The organism is Streptomyces yangpuensis, from assembly GCF_024666385.1.
Taxonomy (GTDB): Bacteria; Actinomycetota; Actinomycetes; order Streptomycetales; family Streptomycetaceae; genus Streptomyces; species Streptomyces yangpuensis.
In genome coordinates this window covers 882,891-900,422 of record NZ_CP102514.1, presented here as the reverse complement: position 1 = coordinate 900,422, position 17,532 = coordinate 882,891, and the positions used below count along the sequence as shown (strand labels likewise).

At 73.0% G+C, this 17,532-nt stretch carries 17 protein-coding genes; 8 read left to right on the top strand and 9 right to left on the bottom strand.

The genetic code is table 11. The features are described 5' to 3' along the window. Positions 1-171 precede the first annotated feature (171 nt). From NRK68_RS04230 to NRK68_RS04220, 3 genes are all read left to right on the top strand, one after another. The gene (locus NRK68_RS04230; RefSeq protein WP_183068011.1) at positions 172-1,512 is read left to right on the top strand and encodes a wax ester/triacylglycerol synthase family O-acyltransferase; all 1,341 of its coding nucleotides are present in this window, start codon (positions 172-174) and stop codon (positions 1,510-1,512) included. Between the two features lie 79 nt (positions 1,513-1,591). Further along, positions 1,592-2,701 (top strand): NADH:flavin oxidoreductase/NADH oxidase, encoded by a 1,110-nt coding sequence (locus NRK68_RS04225; RefSeq protein ID WP_183068010.1) that lies wholly within the window; start codon positions 1,592-1,594, stop codon positions 2,699-2,701. 130 nt (positions 2,702-2,831) lie between these two features. Beyond that, positions 2,832-3,182, top strand: coding sequence for an ArsR/SmtB family transcription factor (locus tag NRK68_RS04220; protein WP_030961513.1), 351 nt, complete (start codon positions 2,832-2,834; stop codon positions 3,180-3,182). 414 nt (positions 3,183-3,596) lie between these two features. On the opposite strand, the gene NRK68_RS04215 is transcribed toward NRK68_RS04220, so the two are convergent. Both NRK68_RS04215 and NRK68_RS04210 read right to left on the bottom strand, forming a co-directional pair. Next, positions 3,597-4,973 carry an FAD-dependent oxidoreductase gene (locus NRK68_RS04215; RefSeq protein WP_257854984.1) on the bottom strand — a complete coding sequence of 459 codons (1,377 nt, stop codon included), beginning with the start codon at positions 4,971-4,973 and terminating at the stop codon, positions 3,597-3,599. A 52-nt stretch (positions 4,974-5,025) separates the two neighbouring features. After that, positions 5,026-5,721: a DUF305 domain-containing protein gene (locus NRK68_RS04210; RefSeq protein ID WP_373024386.1), complete on the bottom strand. Its 696-nt coding sequence runs from the start codon at positions 5,719-5,721 to the stop codon at positions 5,026-5,028. A gap of 69 nt (positions 5,722-5,790) precedes the next feature. On the opposite strand from NRK68_RS04210, the gene NRK68_RS04205 reads away from it, so the two are divergent. After that, positions 5,791-7,287 (top strand): LVIVD repeat-containing protein, encoded by a 1,497-nt coding sequence (locus NRK68_RS04205; RefSeq protein WP_257854983.1) that lies wholly within the window; start codon positions 5,791-5,793, stop codon positions 7,285-7,287. A gap of 11 nt (positions 7,288-7,298) precedes the next feature. On the opposite strand, the gene NRK68_RS04200 is transcribed toward NRK68_RS04205, so the two are convergent. The 5 genes from NRK68_RS04200 to NRK68_RS04180 all read right to left on the bottom strand — a co-directional run bounded on the left by NRK68_RS04200 (position 7,299) and on the right by NRK68_RS04180 (position 11,645). Further along, the gene (locus NRK68_RS04200; protein WP_183068007.1) at positions 7,299-7,928 is read right to left on the bottom strand and encodes a TetR/AcrR family transcriptional regulator; all 630 of its coding nucleotides are present in this window, start codon (positions 7,926-7,928) and stop codon (positions 7,299-7,301) included. Between the two features lie 157 nt (positions 7,929-8,085). Further along, positions 8,086-9,243 (bottom strand): hypothetical protein, encoded by a 1,158-nt coding sequence (locus tag NRK68_RS04195; protein ID WP_183068006.1) that lies wholly within the window; start codon positions 9,241-9,243, stop codon positions 8,086-8,088. Between the two features lie 160 nt (positions 9,244-9,403). Next, positions 9,404-10,054, bottom strand: a complete 651-nt coding sequence (locus tag NRK68_RS04190) for a phosphatase PAP2 family protein (RefSeq protein WP_257854981.1) — start codon at positions 10,052-10,054, stop codon at positions 9,404-9,406. Between the two features lie 45 nt (positions 10,055-10,099). Next, complete coding sequence (locus NRK68_RS04185; RefSeq protein ID WP_183068004.1) at positions 10,100-11,038, bottom strand: M56 family metallopeptidase; 939 nt, start codon at positions 11,036-11,038, stop codon at positions 10,100-10,102. Between the two features lie 82 nt (positions 11,039-11,120). Then, positions 11,121-11,645 (bottom strand): DUF5134 domain-containing protein, encoded by a 525-nt coding sequence (locus NRK68_RS04180; protein WP_257854979.1) that lies wholly within the window; start codon positions 11,643-11,645, stop codon positions 11,121-11,123. Positions 11,646-11,775: 130 nt separating this feature from the next. On the opposite strand from NRK68_RS04180, the gene NRK68_RS04175 reads away from it, so the two are divergent. Beyond that, a complete protein-coding gene (locus tag NRK68_RS04175; RefSeq protein WP_183068002.1) occupies positions 11,776-12,315 on the top strand; it encodes a GNAT family N-acetyltransferase in 540 nt (179 codons plus the stop codon). Between the two features lie 14 nt (positions 12,316-12,329). Here NRK68_RS04175 and NRK68_RS04170 read toward each other — a convergent pair whose 3' ends face one another. Both NRK68_RS04170 and NRK68_RS04165 read right to left on the bottom strand, forming a co-directional pair. Further along, positions 12,330-13,022, bottom strand: a complete 693-nt coding sequence (locus NRK68_RS04170) for a glycerophosphodiester phosphodiesterase (RefSeq protein ID WP_183068001.1) — start codon at positions 13,020-13,022, stop codon at positions 12,330-12,332. Positions 13,023-13,213: 191 nt separating this feature from the next. Beyond that, entirely contained in the window at positions 13,214-13,840 is a 627-nt protein-coding gene (locus tag NRK68_RS04165) for a PadR family transcriptional regulator (RefSeq protein ID WP_257854977.1), read from the bottom strand. 49 nt (positions 13,841-13,889) lie between these two features. Between NRK68_RS04165 and NRK68_RS04160 the strand changes: the two genes are divergently transcribed. From NRK68_RS04160 to NRK68_RS04150, 3 genes are all read left to right on the top strand, one after another. Then, positions 13,890-15,011, top strand: coding sequence for an LLM class flavin-dependent oxidoreductase (locus tag NRK68_RS04160; protein ID WP_257854976.1), 1,122 nt, complete (start codon positions 13,890-13,892; stop codon positions 15,009-15,011). Beyond that, positions 15,011-16,033: an alpha/beta hydrolase gene (locus tag NRK68_RS04155; protein WP_257854974.1), complete on the top strand. Its 1,023-nt coding sequence runs from the start codon at positions 15,011-15,013 to the stop codon at positions 16,031-16,033. Before NRK68_RS04160 ends, NRK68_RS04155 begins: the two co-directional genes overlap by 1 nt. Positions 16,034-16,114: 81 nt before the next feature. Next, a complete protein-coding gene (locus NRK68_RS04150; RefSeq protein WP_183067997.1) occupies positions 16,115-17,521 on the top strand; it encodes a DUF6421 family protein in 1,407 nt (468 codons plus the stop codon). Positions 17,522-17,532 lie beyond the last annotated feature (11 nt).

The following is a 17,532-nucleotide window of genomic DNA, read 5'->3' as shown; positions in this document are numbered from 1 at the left end:
CTTTCCGGCCAGTCTGCACCCGCCCACCGACAGGAGCCCGGCGGGCGCCGCGCACCTCGCATCGGATGATCTATACCGATCATTTACCGCTCGGAAATGATTGCGCCTTGCATGGGGGTGTTCGCACTGGGTTGACTTCAAGCCACTGCTGCCGCGCGTGAGAGGACGTACGTGGCCACCGAGTACCTGTCTCCGCTCGACCTCGCTTTCTGGCGGATGGAATCCGCCGACCATCCCATGCACCTCGGTGCCCTCGCCGTCTTCCGCACCCCCGGACCCCCGGGGCCGGGCGACGGGGACGCCGCCGAGCGCGCCGCCGCGCTCCTCACGGCGCGCTGTGCGGCCGTGCCGGGCCTGCGCCGCCGGATCCGCGACGTGCTGCTGCCCCTCGGCGCCGCGGCCTGGTCGCCGGACCCCGGCTTCGATCCGGCGCGGCACGTCTTCCTCGTCCGCACGGACCTCCGCTGCCCGCACGAGGCCGCCGGCCCCCTGATGGCCCGCCCGCTGGACCGGGAGCTGCCGCCGTGGGAGGCGCACGTACTGGCCGGGCCGGATCCGGACTCCTTCGCGGTGCTGTTCAAGTTCCACCACGCCCTCGCCGACGGCCTCGGCGCGCTCGCCCTCGCGGCCGCGCTGTTCGACGAGGTCCCCGGGCCGCGGGCGCCCGTGCGCCCGGTTCCCGGGCAGCGGGGCGGGTCCGTGCTGAGCCGGCTTCCGGGAGTCCTGGCCGCCCGGGTCCAGGGCGTCGGTCAGGCTCTGGAGATCGGCGCCGCCATGGCCCGCGAGGGGCTGCCGCTCGGGGTCCCCGCCGCGCTCACGGCCGGTCCCGCGGGCGCGGGCAGCCGTACCGTCGCCGGTCTCGCGCTCGACCTCGACGAGGTCAACCTGATCCGCAAGGGAGCCGGCGGCACCGTCAACGACGTGCTGATCACCCTGGTCGCGGGCGCCCTGCGGCGCTGGCTGGCCGGGCGCGGCGACCCCGAACCCCTGGGCGCCGGACCGCGGGCCCTGATCCCCGTGTCCCGCCGCCGCGGACCCCGGGACGGCGAAGGCGCGGGGAACCGGCTCTCCGGCTACCTGCTCCGGCTGCCGCTCGCGGAGCCCGATCCGCTGCGGCGCCTGGACCGCGTCCGCGTCGGCATGGACCGCAACAAGGACGCCGGGCCCGCCCGGGGCGCCGGGGCGGTCGCCCTGCTCGCGGACCACGTCCACCCGCTCGGCCACCGGCTCGGCGGGCCCCTGGTCGCCCAGGCGGCCCGACTGCTCTACGACATCCTCGTCACCAGCGTTCCGCTGCCCGGCCTCACCTTCTCCCTGGGCGGCAGCCGGGTCCACGAGGTCTACCCGCTCGCCCCGCTGGCCCGCGGCCAGTCGCTCGCGGTCGCGGTCTCCACCTACAAGGGGACGGTCCACTACGGCCTGGTCGCCGACGCGGCCGCGGTTCCGGACCTGGCGGCGCTGACCGGGGCGCTGCGGGCCGAGCTCGACACACTTGTACGAGAGGTCTCGTAGTACGAGGAGGTTCGTAGTATGGTGAGTCTCGTACTTAGCCGCCGATCCCGGCGCGCCCGGTGACCTCTGGAGAGCCCCGATGAGTGCTGCCCCCGCCGTACCCGCCGCTTTCGCCGCCCTGTTCGAGCCCTACACCCTGCGATCGGTCACCGTCCCGAACCGCGTGTGGATGGCCGCGATGTGCCAGTACAGCGCCGAGGCCTTCGGGCCGAACGCGGGCGTCGCCGGCGACTGGCACTTCGCCCACTACGCCGCCCGCGCGACCGGCGGGACCGGCCTGATCATCCAGGAGGCCACCGCGGTCTCCCCGGAGGGCCGCATCTCCCCGTACGACCTCGGCATCTGGAACGACACCCAGGTCGAGGCCCTGCGCCGGATCACCGGCTTCCTCAAGGCCCGGGGGACCGTCCCCGGCATCCAGATCGCGCACGCCGGCCGCAAGGCGTCCACGGACCGGACCTGGAAGGGCGGCGCGCCGGTCGGCCCCGACGCGCACGGCTGGCAGCCGGTCGCCCCCAGCGCCGTGCCGTTCGCCGAGGGCCACCCGGTGCCCGACGAGCTGACGATCGATGAGATCGCCGAGGTCACCGGCCAGTTCGCGGCCGCGGCCGAGCGGGCCCTCGCGGCGGGCTACGAGGTCGTCGAGATCCACGGCGCCCACGGCTACCTCATCGGGGAGTTCCTCTCCCCGCACAGCAACAGGCGCACCGACGCCTACGGCGGATCCTTCGAGAACCGGACCCGCTTCGCCCTGGAGGTCGTCGACGCCGTCCGCGCGGTATGGCCCGAGGAACTCCCGCTCCTCTTCCGGATCTCCGCCACCGACTGGCTGGAGGAGGAGGGCTGGACCGCCGACGAGACCGTGCGCCTGGCCCGGCTCCTCCAGGAGCACGGCGTGGACCTCCTCGACGTCTCCACCGGTGGCCTCGCTCCCGGGGTGACCATCCCGGTCGGCCCCGGCTACCAGGTGCCGTTCGCCGCCCGGGTCAAGGCCGAGACGACCCTCCCCGTGGCCGCGGTCGGCCTGATCACCGAACCGGGGCAGGCCGAGAAGATCCTGGCCAACGGAGAGGCCGACGCGGTCCTGCTGGGCCGCGAACTGCTGCGCGACCCGTTCTGGGCCCGCCGCGCGGCCGAAGAGCTCGGCGCCCCGATCCGGACGCCCGAGCAGTACCACCGGTCCTGGTGACGGCGGTGCGGCCGCGGCCCCGGGCCGCGGCCGCACCGGCGGCTCCCACCGGTTCCCGCGACCAGCGCGACTCCTTCGACACCTCTCGTACCATGGGGGCCGGACCAAGCCGAGTGAGCGGAGCAGGGACATGACGGATCGGGACACCTCCCGCACCCTGGCCCACCCGGAGGCGGCCGAGATCCGCCTGGAGGGTGTGCTGCACGCACTCTCCGACCCGGTGCGGCTCTCCATCGTCCTGGACCTCGCCGCCTCGGCGGACGACCTGGCCTGCTCGCACTTCGATCTGCCGGTCACCAAGTCCACGACCACGCACCACTTCCGCGTCCTGCGCGAGAGCGGTGTCGTACGCCAGGCCTACCGCGGCACCACCAAGCTGAACGCCCTGCGCCGCGACGACCTGGAGGCACTGTTCCCGGGCCTCCTCGACAGCGTCCTGACGGCGGCCGCCGCCGAGGCGGAGCGGCTCGCGTCCACGTGACCGCGGGTCAGGCGACCCCACCGGTGACCACGGCCGTCGGCACGTGGTCGACGGTCACCGTCACACCTTCGGCGATGGTCTCCTCGCTGAGGAGCAGGGCGTCGGACACCGGGTTCACCGGCAGGTCGTAGCCATGATCGGCCCGCGCGCCCGGGGCGGCACGGCGACACTCCCCGGACGGGGCCGTTCCGGCCGAGATGACCACCCGGACGCATGTTCGTGGCCCACTTCCCCGGACCCAAATCCGTGGAGGGGCCACGAGCCCGAGACCGAGGAGGCCGCTCAAGGCTCTGTCGTCCACGTCCCGCCCGGCCCGCGGCGCCCAGGTTCGTCCAGCACTCGGGCGCCCCTCCGCCTTGCGGTGCACCGCATCTGACGCCGCACGCTGATCCACCGGGGACTACGGGACAGCCCTTAGGCCGGATCCGCTCCCGCCGCGTCCAACAGGCCCCGCCAGTCCGGGATCTTGACGGTGCGCCGGCCCAGCGAACGGCCCAGATCCTCCTCCGCCGACTCGATGGCCAGCCAGCCGGGCCACTCCACCGGGTGCAGGCCCGCCGCCCGGAAGGCGGCCAGCGGGTCGCCCGGCAGCTCGCGCCGGGCCAGCGCACCCGCGTCCTGGAGCAGTGAGGACACGGTCTCCTTCGCGCACGGCCGGTTCGTGCCGATCACCCCGGTCGGGCCCCGCTTGATCCAGCCCGCCACGTACTCGCCGACCGAGGCCCGGCCCGCGCGCAGCACCCGCCCCGCGGCGTGCGGAACCGTGCCCCTCGCCGGGTCGAAGGGCAGCCCGGTCAGCGGCACGCCCATGTACCCCACCGAGCGCAGCACCAGCTGCGCCTCGACGTCCTCGTGGACGCCCGTCCCGGTCACCCCGCCGTGCCCGTCCGGGGCGGTCCGCTCGAAGCGCACCCCGGCGACCCGGCCGCCGGGCCCGCCGAGGATCTCCACCGGGCGCAGATAGAACCGCAGCGCGATGCGGCGCGGTTCCCCGTCGGGGGCCTCGCCGGGCTCCTTGCCGGCCCAGCCGCGCAGCACTTCCAGGTTGCGGCGCGCCACCGCCGGCAGTGCTGCGGCCGCGCCCGGATCGGCGTACATCGGGTCCAGCGCCAGCTCCGCCGGGTCCGCCCAGGTCTCCACGCCCGGCAGCGTGCCCAGTTCGCGCAGTTCCTTCGTGGTGAATTTGCCCTGGGAGGGCCCGCGCCGGGCCACCATGGACACCCTGCGCACCCCGCTGTCCGCGAGCGCGCCGAGTGCCGGCTGCGGCATGTCCGTCGGCGCCAGCTCCGCCGTGCCGCGGGCCAGGATCCGGGTCACGTCCACCGCGACGTTGCCCGCCCCGACCACCACCGCCGCGTCGGCCCCGGGCAGGCCGAAGGCCTCGGCGGCGGCGTCCGGGTGCCCGCTGTACCACGACACGAAGGCCGTCGCGGAGTGCACCCCGGCCAGTTCCTCGCCGGGGATGCCCAGCATCCGGTCCCGCGCCGCACCCACGCAGTACACGACCGCGTGGTACAGCTCCAGCAGCCGCTGCGCGGGCAGGGCGGTCCCGCCGACCTCGACGTTCCCGAGGAAGCGGATCCGCTCGTCCTCCAGCACGGTGCGCAGGCTGCCCTGCAGCGACTTGATCTTCTCGTGGTCCGGTGCGACCCCGTACCGCACCAGCCCGTACGGGGCGGGCAGCCGGTCCAGTACGTCGACCAGCACCCCGGGCACCTCGCGCTGCTGGACCAGCGTCTGGGCCGCGTAGACCCCGCTGGGGCCCGATCCGACGACGGCGACACGAAGCACGGCGGAGCTCCTCCCGCAGGTGGTTCCAGCATGGCACCGGCCCGCCCGCCGGTCAGCCCATCGTGCGCATCCGGTGGATCTCGGCGCTCTGGGTGGCCACCACCTCGTTGGCCATCTCCTCGACGGCGACGTTGTTCCCGCCGGCCAGCGCCTCGCCCGCCATCGTCAGGGCCCCTTCGTGGTGGGTGGTCATCAGCTTCAGGAAGAGCCGGTCGAAGTCGGCGCCCCGGGCCGCGGTCAGCTCGTCGAGCTGCTGCGCGGTCGCCATGCCCGGCATCGAGCCGTGGTCGTGGTCGTGTCCGTGCCCGGAGGCGGCCGTGCCGGAGCCCGCCGGCGGTGCCGGATGACGGTCCAACCACTTCTGCATGGCGCCGATTTCGGGCTTCTGGGCGGCCGTGATCCGTTCCGCCAGCCGTTTGACCGGCTCCGCCGCGGCCCGTTCGGGGGCCAGTGCGCTCATCGTCAGGGCCTGCCGGTGGTGTTCGATCATCCGCCGCACGTAGGCGTGGTCGGCGGCGTTGGGGCTGTCGTCGGGCTTCGCCCGGGCGGCCTGTTCGGGGGTGAGGGTGCGTGAGGTCTCGCCGGGTCTGCCCGGCGCGACGATCGCGGGCCGCCCGTCTTCGGCCCGGTCCGCTCCGTCGTCCTGGCAGGCGGTGAGCGTCAGCAGGAGGCAGGCGGTCGCCATCACCGCGGCGAACCGGAGGGGCCGCACGGACAAGGTCTCGCGGCCCCGGAGGTCTTTTGCCATGTCCATGAAGGGAAGATACTGCCGGGGTCCTGGTTCCGTTCCCCTGCGGACGGAACCGATCGGGCTCCCATGGGAGGCACAGTGACCTCACTTCGCACCAGGAGAGCGGGCAGCAGGAGGGTGGGGGTGGCCGTCGTCGCGGCCGGTCTCCTCACCACCCTCCTCGCGGCCGGACCGGCGGCGGCCACCCCCGACCCCGGCGATTTACACCCCGGCCACGGCAACCACCAGGGCGCGAGCACCCTCGACGGCCCGGAACTCGCCCCGGGCGACATCCCCGGCCAGGACGAGATCGTGCACAGCGCCAACATCAAGCCCCTGGCCAACATCCCCTCCACCGATCCCACCGTGATCAACTCGGACCTCGCGTTCCAGGGCCGGTACGCCTACGCGGGCAACTACAACGGCTTCACGATCTACGACATCGCCGACCCCAAGGCGCCCAAGAAGATCACCGAGGTGCTCTGCCCCGGCGGGCAGAACGACATCTCCGTCGACGGCGACCTGCTCTTCCTCTCCACCGACTCCTCGCGCAGCGACGACTCCTGCAACAGCGTCTCGCAGCCCGCCACGGAGAAGTCCTCGTGGGAGGGCATCAAGATCTTCGACATCAAGGACAAGAAGAATCCCAGGTACATCAAGTCCGTCGAGACGGCCTGCGGCTCCCACACCCACACCCTCGTCCCGGGCCGCAAGGACATCTACCTCTACGTCGCCTCCTACTCGCCGAACGAGGCCTTCCCCGACTGCAAGCCGCCGCACGACGGCATCTCCGTGGTGAAGGTCCCGAAGAAGAACCCGACCGAGGCGGCGGTCGTCGCCTTCCCGGTGCTCTTCCCCGACGGCGGCAACCCGGGCGCGCCCACCAACCCCGGAGTCTCCAAGACCACCGGCTGCCACGACATCACCGTGCTGCCCTCGAAGGATCTGGCCGCCGGAGCCTGCATGGGCGACGGCATCCTCTTCGACATCAGCAGGCCCGAGCAGCCACGCGTCATCGACCGGGTGCAGGACAACGTGAACTTCGCGTTCTGGCACTCGGCCACCTTCAACGAGCGTGCGAACAAGGTGGTGTTCACCGACGAACTCGGCGGCGGTGGCGGCGCCACCTGCAACGAGGCCACCGGCCCCGACCGGGGCGCCGACGGGATCTACGACATCACCGGCCGCGGCGACCAGCGCAAGCTGGTCTTCCGCAGCTACTTCAAGATCCCGCGCCACCAGGCCGACACCGAGAACTGCGTGGCCCACAACGGCTCGCTGATCCCGGTCGGCGGCGGCCGCGACATCATGGTGCAGGCCTGGTACCAGGGCGGCGTCTCGGTGTGGGAGTTCACCGACTCGTCCCGCCCCAGGGAGATCGCCTACTTCGAGCGGGGACCGCTGACGACGGACCGGCTGGGCCTCGGCGGGTCCTGGTCGGCGTACTACTACAACGGGCACATCTACTCGAACGACATCGCCAAGGGCCTCGACGTGCTGCGGCTCGACGACAAGCGCACCGACAGCGCCAAGCGGGTCCGCCTGGACCGGCTGAACGTACAGACCCAGCCCGAGTACCGCTGAACCGCGTGAGGTCAGAGGTGTGAGGGGAACGTTCCGCCGGGCGGCCCGCCGTCCGGCGGAACACCGAGGTTCCAGTCCAGCCCGTAGCGCTGGAACAGCTCCGCCCGCAGCCGGGCGGCCGGCATCGGGGCCCCGGGCAGCAGCACCGCCACCACCGCGCCCATCAGCAGGGCGCGCAGCAGCGGGTAGTCCGCGTCCACGTCCCGCGAGCCGTACCGGGCGAGGGTGTCCCGGAGCAGCTCGGCCAGCCGCTGCTGCTCCGGGCACTGCACGAAGCCCTCGGCCGTGAGGATGCCCGCCATGTGCGTCCGCATCAGCAGCGGTTCGTCCCGGGCGAGGCCCAGGATCGCGTCGATGGCCCGCGCCAGCCGCTCGCGCCCGTCCTCGCTGCGGGGCTCCCGTTCCAGCGCGGCGTACAGGGTGAGGTGCAGCAGCCGGTGCACGGCCGACTGCAGCAACTGCCGTTTGCCCGGGAAGTAGTACGAGACCAGGCCGCGGGCCGCGCCCGCCCGGTCGGCGATGTCGCCGAGGGTCGTCGCCTCGTAGCCGCGCTCGGCGACGAGTTCCACCGTGGACCGCAGCAGCCGCTCCCGGGAACGTCTGCGCAATTCTTCATTGACCGATGCGCTGCGCGGGGACATGCTTACTCCTGCGTTGACTGGCTCACGGCCAATATACTCAGCGCACGGGGTCGCCTGCTCTGGGTGACACGGGGGATCATCCAGGGCAGGCCACGCCACTCACCGGCCCGCCCCGGCTCCAAGGGCCCGGAAGTGCGCCGGAATCCGGGTCCCGGCCTCAGGACTGCGGGGTCGTCGCCACGCCGTTCGGACCGCGGACGGCGTCCAGAACGGCCTGCCCCTGGCTGTCCACGAATTTGGTGAACAGCTGCTGGGAGTAGCCGAAGATGATGGCCCACGCGATGATCTGGGCCGTGGAGTCCAGCGCACTGAGGCCCGGAACGAAACCGCCGCGCATGAGGAGCAGGCCCAGCGGAGCGGTGAGGGCTCCGGTCGGCAGCTTCAGCAGGGCGAGGACGACCGGCACGTTGTAGGGCAGGGCGGTCCCCCTGATCCGGCGCAGGCTCGCGGCGGACGCGATGGCCGCGGCCACGATGCCCACGGTCTCGACCGCGATGTAGTCGTACTTCCGTGCCGTGTCGGCGATCATGGCGGTGGTCGGCGGCGTCCTGCCGGTGTCGGCGCTGAACGTCGGGCACACCACCTCGTACTCGCCCCCGCTCTCAGGTGTGAAGCACAGCGGGATCGCGTTCTTCCAGGCGAAGGTCATCACCGCGACCGCGGTCGCGGCCAGGAACAGGGCTCCGGTCACGGAGGCGGTGATCCACACGAAGCTGCGCACGCGGAGGGTCTCCCTGCGCAGGAGCCGTCTGGCGTGGCTGACCGTCTCGGCGAGGAAAGCACGCTCGCTCGGGGTGAGGGCGGCGGCGGGCGTGTTCGGATCCAGCTCGTCGTGCTGGATCTTCCGTGCCAGTTCAGCCGCCCGGATGCGCCGCGGGTCGTCGGCCGCGAAGTGCTCGTCGATCAGCGCCAGCATCTGCGGGAGCAGCGCCTTGATGTCGTCGCCGGACGCCATCCAGACCATGAGGTTCAAGGTCGTGTCGAGGTGCGACTGGGCGACCCCGAGGTGCGCGGCCCGCCGTACGCGCGGATGCGAGTGGTGCTCGAGCACCGACCGGGCCTGACGGAGCCCCTCGACGGCCTTCTCGGCGTAGGCGGGTGCCAGATCGCGCCGGTCGGGGTCGGCCGACGCCCGTGTCAACAGGGCGTCCAGGATGGCCTCCAGCTCGGAGATCCTCGCCCGCAGTCCTTCCTTCTGCTCCCACGGGCCCATCTCCACGCGGGACGCGCTGAACGGCATCCGGACGCGGAGCCAGCCCTTCGCCTGCCCCAGCCATCCCTTCCCGGCCGGTGGCTCACCCTTCGCGTCCGCCATCGGGCCTCCCTCGCTCGGATCGCGGCTCCACGATGGGCGTCGGCAGCGGCGCGGGCCCGCCCGCGCGGCGGCCCGCTCGCTCGGTCGGCCGACGGGGTTCACCGCAGAAACGATGAGGCGGGTACGCCGATCGGCCCCGGGGCGGCCGGCCCCGGGACCCTCAGCGTTCCTGCGGCCGCCGGACGGGTCTGCGGCCGCCGACGCACACCGATGCCGCGAGGACCACCATGGCGGTGCCCAGCAGCCAGCCACCCAGCACGTCCGAGAACCAGTGCACGCCGAGGTAGAGCCGGGTGAAGCCGACACCGGGCACCGTGACGGCCGCCGCGGCCCAGGCGGCCGGGGCCCACCCCGGGGCCGGGCGGGGCATCAGCCACAGCAGCATCCCGCACACCACCGTCGCCGTCATCGCGTGGCCGGACGGGTAGGCCGCGAAGTGCGCCGAGTCCACCGGGTCCGTCCACACCGGACGTTCCCGCCCCACCGCCGCCTTCAGCCCCTGCTGCACCACTGCCGCCGCCACCACGGCCAGCGCCACCCGCAGGGCCCGCTCGCGCTCGTCGCGCCGCCACAGCAGGAAGAAGGCCACGGCGGCCAGCACCCGCATGGTCCACGGGTCCCAGACCCAGTCGGACAGCACCCGCATGGAGCGTGTGACCCCGGCATGGGTGACGGCGTGGGCGTGCAGGTCCCGCGCCACCCGTTCGTCGTAGGTCAGGAGGGGCTGCCAGCCCGCCACCACCAGGGCGGTCAGTACCGCCACGAGCAGTGCGCAGCCGATCCCCACCCAACGAAATAGATCGTTCCGCATAGGGCGATCCTTGCATCCGGCGCCGGGCGGACGGCGCCGCGCGCACTACGTCAGCGCGCTCAGCCCCGGTACGAAGGCCACGAGCAGGGGGATCGCGGGCACCAGCGTGGCCAGTGCCGTCAGCCGCAGCCGGCGGCCCGGCGAGAGCCTGGGCGGTGCCGACAGCAGCCTGCGCACCCGCTGCGGGACGTGCGCCTCCGGCGCCGAGGAGGCCGCGAACACCCCGCGGTCCTCGTTGAGTCCGACGAGCGCCAGCGCGACCGTCAGCCGGCCGAACCGCCGCGAGGCCATGTCGTCGGCGGCCAGCTCCACCAGCCGGTGCATCTCCGCCTCGAAGGCGGCGAAGACCGGCACCTGCGGGAAGCCCCGGGACAGCGCCCGCGAACAGTGCAGCAGCCAGTCGTGCCGGGCCGTCGCGTGGCCCTGCTCGTGGGCCATCACGGCGTCCAGCTGGCTGCCCTTGAGCCGGCCCAGCGCCGCCGTCGTGACCACCAGCTGCGGAGCCGCGCCCGGCAGCCACCAGGCGTCCGGCCGCGGACCCTCCAGTACGACGAGCCGTGCGGCCGCGGGATCCTCCCCGGGCAGCAGCGGGGCCCGCTCCAGCAGTTCGCTGCCCTGCGCGCGCCGCCGGGCCCGCGCCCGCAGCACCTCGCCGGTCAGCATCGCCGCCGTCCACAGGGCGCCGCCCGCGAGGGCGAGGGCGGTGACGGCGGGCCAGGGGCCCTCGGAGGTGCCGAGGGCGTAGGCGTCGACCACCCCGTGCGGGGCGGCGGCGAAGAGCCGGCCCCGGACCGCCTGCCAGGCCGCGGCGGCGCTCAGCAGCATGGACAGTCCGAAGCACAGCAGCACCGCGCCGACGACGCACTGCCACACCCACAGGGCCACGACCGGCTCCCGTTCGGGCCACTGGGCCCGGGCCAGCAGACGGGGAGCGAGCAGCGCGGTCAGGGCGCCGAGCACAAGGAGGGCGGCGGGGACCATCATGGCCACCAGCCTATGAGCGAGCGGCTACCTGCGGGTATGAGAGGGGGGCATTGGTGACGCAGGACACGTTTCGCGGGCGCCGTCACATCGACAGCAGCATGGCCAACATCCCCATTCCCATGGCGAGTCGGCAGGCCCTGACGAGCTCCGTGGACCCGCCGTGCGCGGGGACCGGACCGCCCGCGGTGAGCAGCCGCGTCCCGCCGAGCACCACGTAGCCGGCGTAGTAGAGCAGGAGGCTCCCGGTCAGCAGCGGCAGCCCCGCGCCGCGCCCGTGGCCGCCCCCGGAGACCGTCGCGGCGGTCATGTAGACCATCGCCAGCGACCCCACGAGGTGGTGGGCGTGGTGCGCCCCGCCCCGCAGCAGCCACAGGGCGTGCAGAGCCGCGGCGCAGAAGACCACGCCGAGCACGGGCTGCCGCCACGCACCGCCGCCCCCGAGGGGTACCGCCATCAGCGCCATGCCGAACCCCATCACCGCTTCCCCGGCGGCGGCCCCGCCCCACCCGTGCGCCCGCCGCAGGCAGTACGCGCCGCTCACCGCGCACAGGAGCACCAGCAGCCAGGAGGAGAGGACGGCGGACAGGGACGCGGCGGATCCGTGCACGGCGGAACCTCCCGGTTCGTCGGCGTCACCGGGAAAGATGCCCTCCTCACACAGTGCTCACGCGGCCCCGGGATAGGCTCTCCCCGCCGTCCCAGGCATGTCATATGCCACCGCACCGAACGGAGCGCCCATGTCGACCGCCCAGCCCGCAGCCCTCAGCTTCCGCAGCGCCGTCGAGGCGGACGTACCGGAACTGGTGGCGCTCGTGGAGTCCGCGTACCGGGGGGACGCCAGCCGGGCGGGATGGACCACCGAGGCCGACTACCTGGACGGGCAGCGCACCGACCCGGACGGGGTCCGCGCCGTCATCGCCGGCCGGGACGGCGTCCTCCTCGTCGTCGAGCGCGCGGGCGAGCTCGTCGCCTGCTGCCACATCGAACACCGCGGCGACCACGCCTACTTCGGGATGTTCGCCGTCCGCCCCGGACTCCAGGGCGCCGGCCTCGGCAAGGAGATCCTCGCCGAGGCGGAGCGCCGCGCCCGCGACACATGGGGCGCCGCGGAGATGCGGATGACGGTGGTGAACGTGCGGGAGGAGCTCATCGCCTACTACGTGCGCCGCGGTTACCGGCGCACCGGCGAGCTGAGCCCCTTCCCGTACGGCGACGAGCGCTTCGGCATCCCGCTCCGCGACGACCTCGCCTTCGAGCTCCTCGTCAAGCCGCTCTGAGGTCCTTCCGCCGCTCAGGCGGTGAAGCGGCCCGTGCTGCGGATCTCCGGGAAGTCCGTGGTCACGCCGTCAAGTCCGAGCGCCCGCGCCAGCCGCAGCTGGTCCAGCGTGTTGACCGCCAGGCCGGTCACCCGCAGGCCCGCCGCGTGCGCCGCCTCCACCCCTTCCAGTGAGATCCGGTGGATGTCCAGGGCGACCGTCGCCGCGCCCGCGGCCAGCGCGCGGCCCACGACGGCCTCGGTGCCGCCGCCGAAGGACTCCACGAACAGGGCGGTCCGCACGCCCGGCACCCGGCGGGCCGCCTCGGCGAGCACCGCCTCGTCCGCGGAGGCGATCTCCACCCGGGAGACCAGGTCGCGGCGCAGGACCAGCTCCGCGAGCGCCCCGGCCGCCGCCCGGTCCTCCACCGACACCTGCAGCGGCGACCGGACCGCGTCCAGCACCTCCTCGAACACCGGCACGCGCTCGCCCTGACCGGCGTCCAGTCCGCGCAGCTCGGCCAGGGTCAGGTCGGCCACGGCTCCCGAGCCGTCGGTGGTCCGGTCCACCTCGGGGTCGTGCACGGCGACGAGGACGCCGTCCTTGCTCAGCCGGAGGTCCAGGGCGATGGCGTCCATGCCGGAGCGTTCCGCCCGGAGATACGACCGCAGGGTGTTCTCCGGTTCGACACCCATGACCCCGCGGTGACCGATGGTGAGGAAAGTCAAGGTTCTCTCGCTTCCGTCGACGGCGGCTCCCCGCGCGGTCGCGGTGTCCCGACCGGCCGCGCGCGATGAGGTCGCATGCTAGTGCGCCGCTCGTGGATAGGGACCGTGCGTGCACGGCCCTGCCGAAGCGTCACCGACCGCTTCCCGCCAGGGTTGTGCGCCCCCGGACGGCCTCCCGCGGCCCTGCCGCGTCACCCGGGCGTGGGCGCGTCCCCACCGGCTTGACGCCCCGCCGTCCCGCCCTGCGGGGAGAGTTCCGCCAGGTCGGCCAACAGGGCCTCGCCCAGCTCCAGTTCAGCCAGGTGCTGGCGCTCGCTCCAGCGCAGCGCCAGGGCCGGGAAGGCCCATTCCGGCACCCCGGCCGCCTCCTGCGCCGCATCCCGTACGGCGGCCAGCTCCTGCCGGGTGCGCTCCAGGTGCTCGCCGACCATCGCGCGCAGCCGCGCCGGTTCGGCCAGATGGCCGAGCCAGACCCGCAGCAGCAGCCCGTGCTTGAGCACCGGGGGGCCGGCCTCCGTGGTGTCGGCGGCCCAGCCGGACAGGGCCTCGCGTCCGGCCGCGGTGATGGCGTAGCGGCGTTTGGCCCGTGCCTCCTCGGGTCCCGAGCGCGCGGAGGACGCGTACCCGAGTTCCTCCAGACGGCGCAGTTCCGCGTAGATCTGGCTGATGGCGGGCGACCAGTAGAAGAAGCGCAGTGAGGAGTCCGCCCACTTCTTCAGCTCGTAGCCGGTCCGCTCACCGGGGAAGGACAGCAGGCCGAGGACGGCCCACGCGGTCGGCGGAAGGTCTTGCTTCTTCGACATATGACTACTAGTCATATTGCGCATTGAAGTAGGACCGGGCACGGGACGCAACCCTGGAGGCACCGTGAAATTCTCCGTCATCTTCGAGGCCCAGCTGGCCGACCCGACCGTCGAACGGGAACACCGGCTCATCCACGACTGCGTCGAGCAGGCCGTGTTCGCCGAGCGCATGGGATTCGACCGGATCTGGGCCGTGGAGCACCACTCACTGAAGTGGTACGCCCACATGTCGGCCCCGGAGGTGTTCCTGAGCTTCGTCGCGGCCAGGACGCGCACCATACGCATCGGGCACGGCGTGGTGTGCATGCCCTTCAACTTCAACCACCCGGTGCGGGTGGCCGAGCGGGCCGCCATGCTCGACCTGCTCTCCGGCGGGCGCCTCGACCTCGGCGCCGGGCGCGGCGGCACCGCACAGGAGACCTCGCTGTGCGGAGTGGACAAGGAGCGGACCGCGGCAGAGGTCGAGGAGGCCCTGCGGATCATCGGCAGGGCATGGCAGGAGGAGGAGCTGGAGTACCACGGTGAACTGATCGACATCGACCCCCACCCCATCCTGCCGCGGCCGCGGCAGACCCCGCACCCGCCGCTGTTCCTGGCGTGCAGCCGGAGCGAGACCCTGGTCCAGGCGGCCGAACTGGGCATCGGGGCGCTGGTGATGGGCTTCGCCGGACCCGGTTCGATCGCGCAGATGCGGTCCGTCTACGACGCCGCGATCGCCGGACGCGACGGGAGCCGTTTCGTGTCCACGGTGGTGAACGACCACTTCGGCGTCCTGTGCCCGACCATCGTGCTCGACGACGGCGAGCAGGCACGGCGGATCGGGATCCGGGGCCAGCGCTTCTTCGCCCAGTCCATCGGCCACTGGTACGGCGGTGCGGGCGTCCCGGACGAGGCCGTGGTCGCGGGCGCCGACGAGGTGGGGGAGATGCGAAGGGCCGCCGAGCAGGTGGTGGCACGCCTCCACGAGCTGGACATCCCGGTCCGGCCGGCCTCGACGGCCACCTTCAACGCCGACCACGCCTACGGGACCGCCGACGACGCCATCGCGTACGTGGAGCGGCTCCGCGCGGCCGGGGCCGACGAGATCATGTGCCTGATCCAGATGGGCACGGTCGAGCAGGAAGCGTGTATGGAGACCCTGCGCCAGTGGGGCGAGAAGGTCATCCCGCACTTCCGGAGCCTGTGATGGCCGCCCGTCCGGAGCCCGGGCCGTCCGCCGCCCGCAACCGTCTGGACCCGGCCGCGCTGCCGTACGCCGACGCCCTCGCGGCCGCCTTCCCGGACCTCGGCCGCGGTGTCACCCGGGCCGACGAGGCCCGGCGGATCCTCGCGGCCGCGCCGCGCCCGTCCGCCGGCCCGCCGCGCGTCGGGGCCGTGGCGGACCGGACCGTCCCCGGGCCGCCCGGCGCCCCGCCCGTACCCGTACGGATCTACCGGCCCGGTCCCGGGCGGTGGCCCGGGCCCCGGCCGACCGTCGTGTTCTGCCACGGCGGGGGATGGGTCCTGTGCGACCTGGACACCCACGACACCCTCGCGCGCCACCTGACCCGGGCGGCCGGCGCGGTCGTGGTCTCCGTGGACTACCGCAGGGCCCCCGAGCACCGCTTCCCGGCAGCCGTGGAGGACGCCCACGCCGCGTTGTGCTGGGCCGGCGCCCACGTGGCCGAGCTGGGCGGCGATCCGGGCGCCCTGGTCGTGGCCGGGGACAGCTCGGGCGGCAACCTGGCGGCCGCCTCGCTGCTGCTGGCCCGGGAGCGCGGGGGACCGGCCGTCGCGCTCCAGGCACTGGCCTACCCCGCGCTGGACGCCGCCCAGGACAGCGGGTCGTACCGGAGCGCCGCCGAGGGCTGCTTCCTGACCGCCGCGCACATGCGCTGGTTCTGGGAGCAGTACCTCGGCCCCGGCGCTGACGGCCGGCACCCGCTGGCCTCCCCGCTGCGCGCGGACCCCGCCGGGCTGCCGCCCGCTCACCTGGTGGTCGCCGGCTGCGATCCGCTGCTGGACGACGGCCGCGGCTACCACCGTCGGCTGACACGGAGCGGGATCCGGTCGGTTCTGGACAGCCACCCCGGCATGTTCCACGGCTTCCTGGGACTGGCGGGGGTACTGCCCCAGGCATGTGAAGCCTTGGCGCGACTGGGCGGAGCTATCAGTTCCACCCTGAAGAACGGGAAGACTTTCGGTGAAGCGGGGGGTGGCGCAGGATAATTTCCCGAATCGCCTCTTGAGTAGGAGAGCCTCGCGCGCATACGCTGTGCGGACGTGAGGTTCTCCTGTGGAGGAAGTGACATGACGGAAACTCTTGTGCCGGGCGTCGGCGGTGCCGTGATATCCGCTGGGGCGCGGGTGGTCGACCACCCTGCGTGGCCCGAGCTCAAGGCCGCCGTGGAGGAGATCCGCCCCTGGCAGGCGGCTGACGGTTCCATCGACTTCGAGGCGGAGGGCGAGCACGCCCGCGCCACCGTCCTGGCCGCGGTCGAGCGCGTGATCGGCGCCGTCGAGACGCTGTCCCCGCTGCTCCCGCACGCCACCGCGTACCACGAGGCGCTCGTCGCCGACCTGCGCAAGTGGGTCGCGGACGACTTCCGTGTGCCGGACTTCCTCGACTCCCTCATGGCCTTCCACCCGGCCGCCGAGCGCGCCGACGGCCTGCAGCACCTCGTCGTCTTCCCGATGTACACGCAGAACGGCAACCCGGACCGCAACCTCGAGGCCGTCGTGCTGAAGATGGTGTGGCCCGAGTGGCTCTCCGAGCTGGAGCGCACGCGCTACGACAACCCGCTCTTCCTCGGCATCACCTTCGAGGACTTCACCCCCGGCTACGACACGCACTCCGCCGTGCTGTTCCCGGAGACCATCGCCGTCCGCGAGGCCCCCGAGCGCTTCACCTGGGGCGGCATCTTCTGCGACCGTGAGGCTGCCCGCTACCGCAAGGTGACCGCGGCCGCCGTCGACATCCTGGGCATCGACCTGCCCGAGGACATCGCCCGCATGGTCGACGACCAGGAGCGCTGCGAGAAGGCCTTCGTCCTGTGGGACATGGTCCACGACCGCACCCACAGCCACGGCGACCTGCCGTTCGACCCCTTCATGATCAAGCAGCGCCAGCCGTTCTGGATGTACGGCCTGGAGGAGCTGCGCTGTGACCTCACCGCCTTCAAGGAGGCCGTGAAGCTGGAGTCCGAGGGCAACGAGCACGGCCGTGACGTGCAGTACGCCGTCCTCTTCGACCGGATGTTCCGCTTCCCGGTCTCCGGCGACCGCAACCGCAACTACGACGGTCTCGGCGGCCAGCTGCTCTTCGCGTACCTCCACAAGCACGACGTCGTGCGCTGGACGGACAACAAGCTGAAGATCGACTGGATGCGCGCCCCGCAGGTCACCAACCAGCTCTGCGCCGAGATCGAGGACCTCTACCGGGCCGGCATCGACCGCCCGAAGCTGGTCCACTGGTTCAAGGCCTACGAGCTCGTCTCCACCTACCTCGCCCCGCACCCGGGGTCCAAGTGGGCCAAGGGCGCCGACGCCCTCGACCTGACGCAGCCGCCGCGCAAGCTCGTCGACGACGTGCTTCCGGACGAGTTTCCGCTCAGCATGTTCTTTGAGGCGCTCGCCAAGAAGCTCAAGAGCACGATCGCGGCAACCAAGGGCATCACCGCCCAGAACGCGGAGCAGGCCGAGCGAGTCGCCGCGTGAGCTCTCGCCCA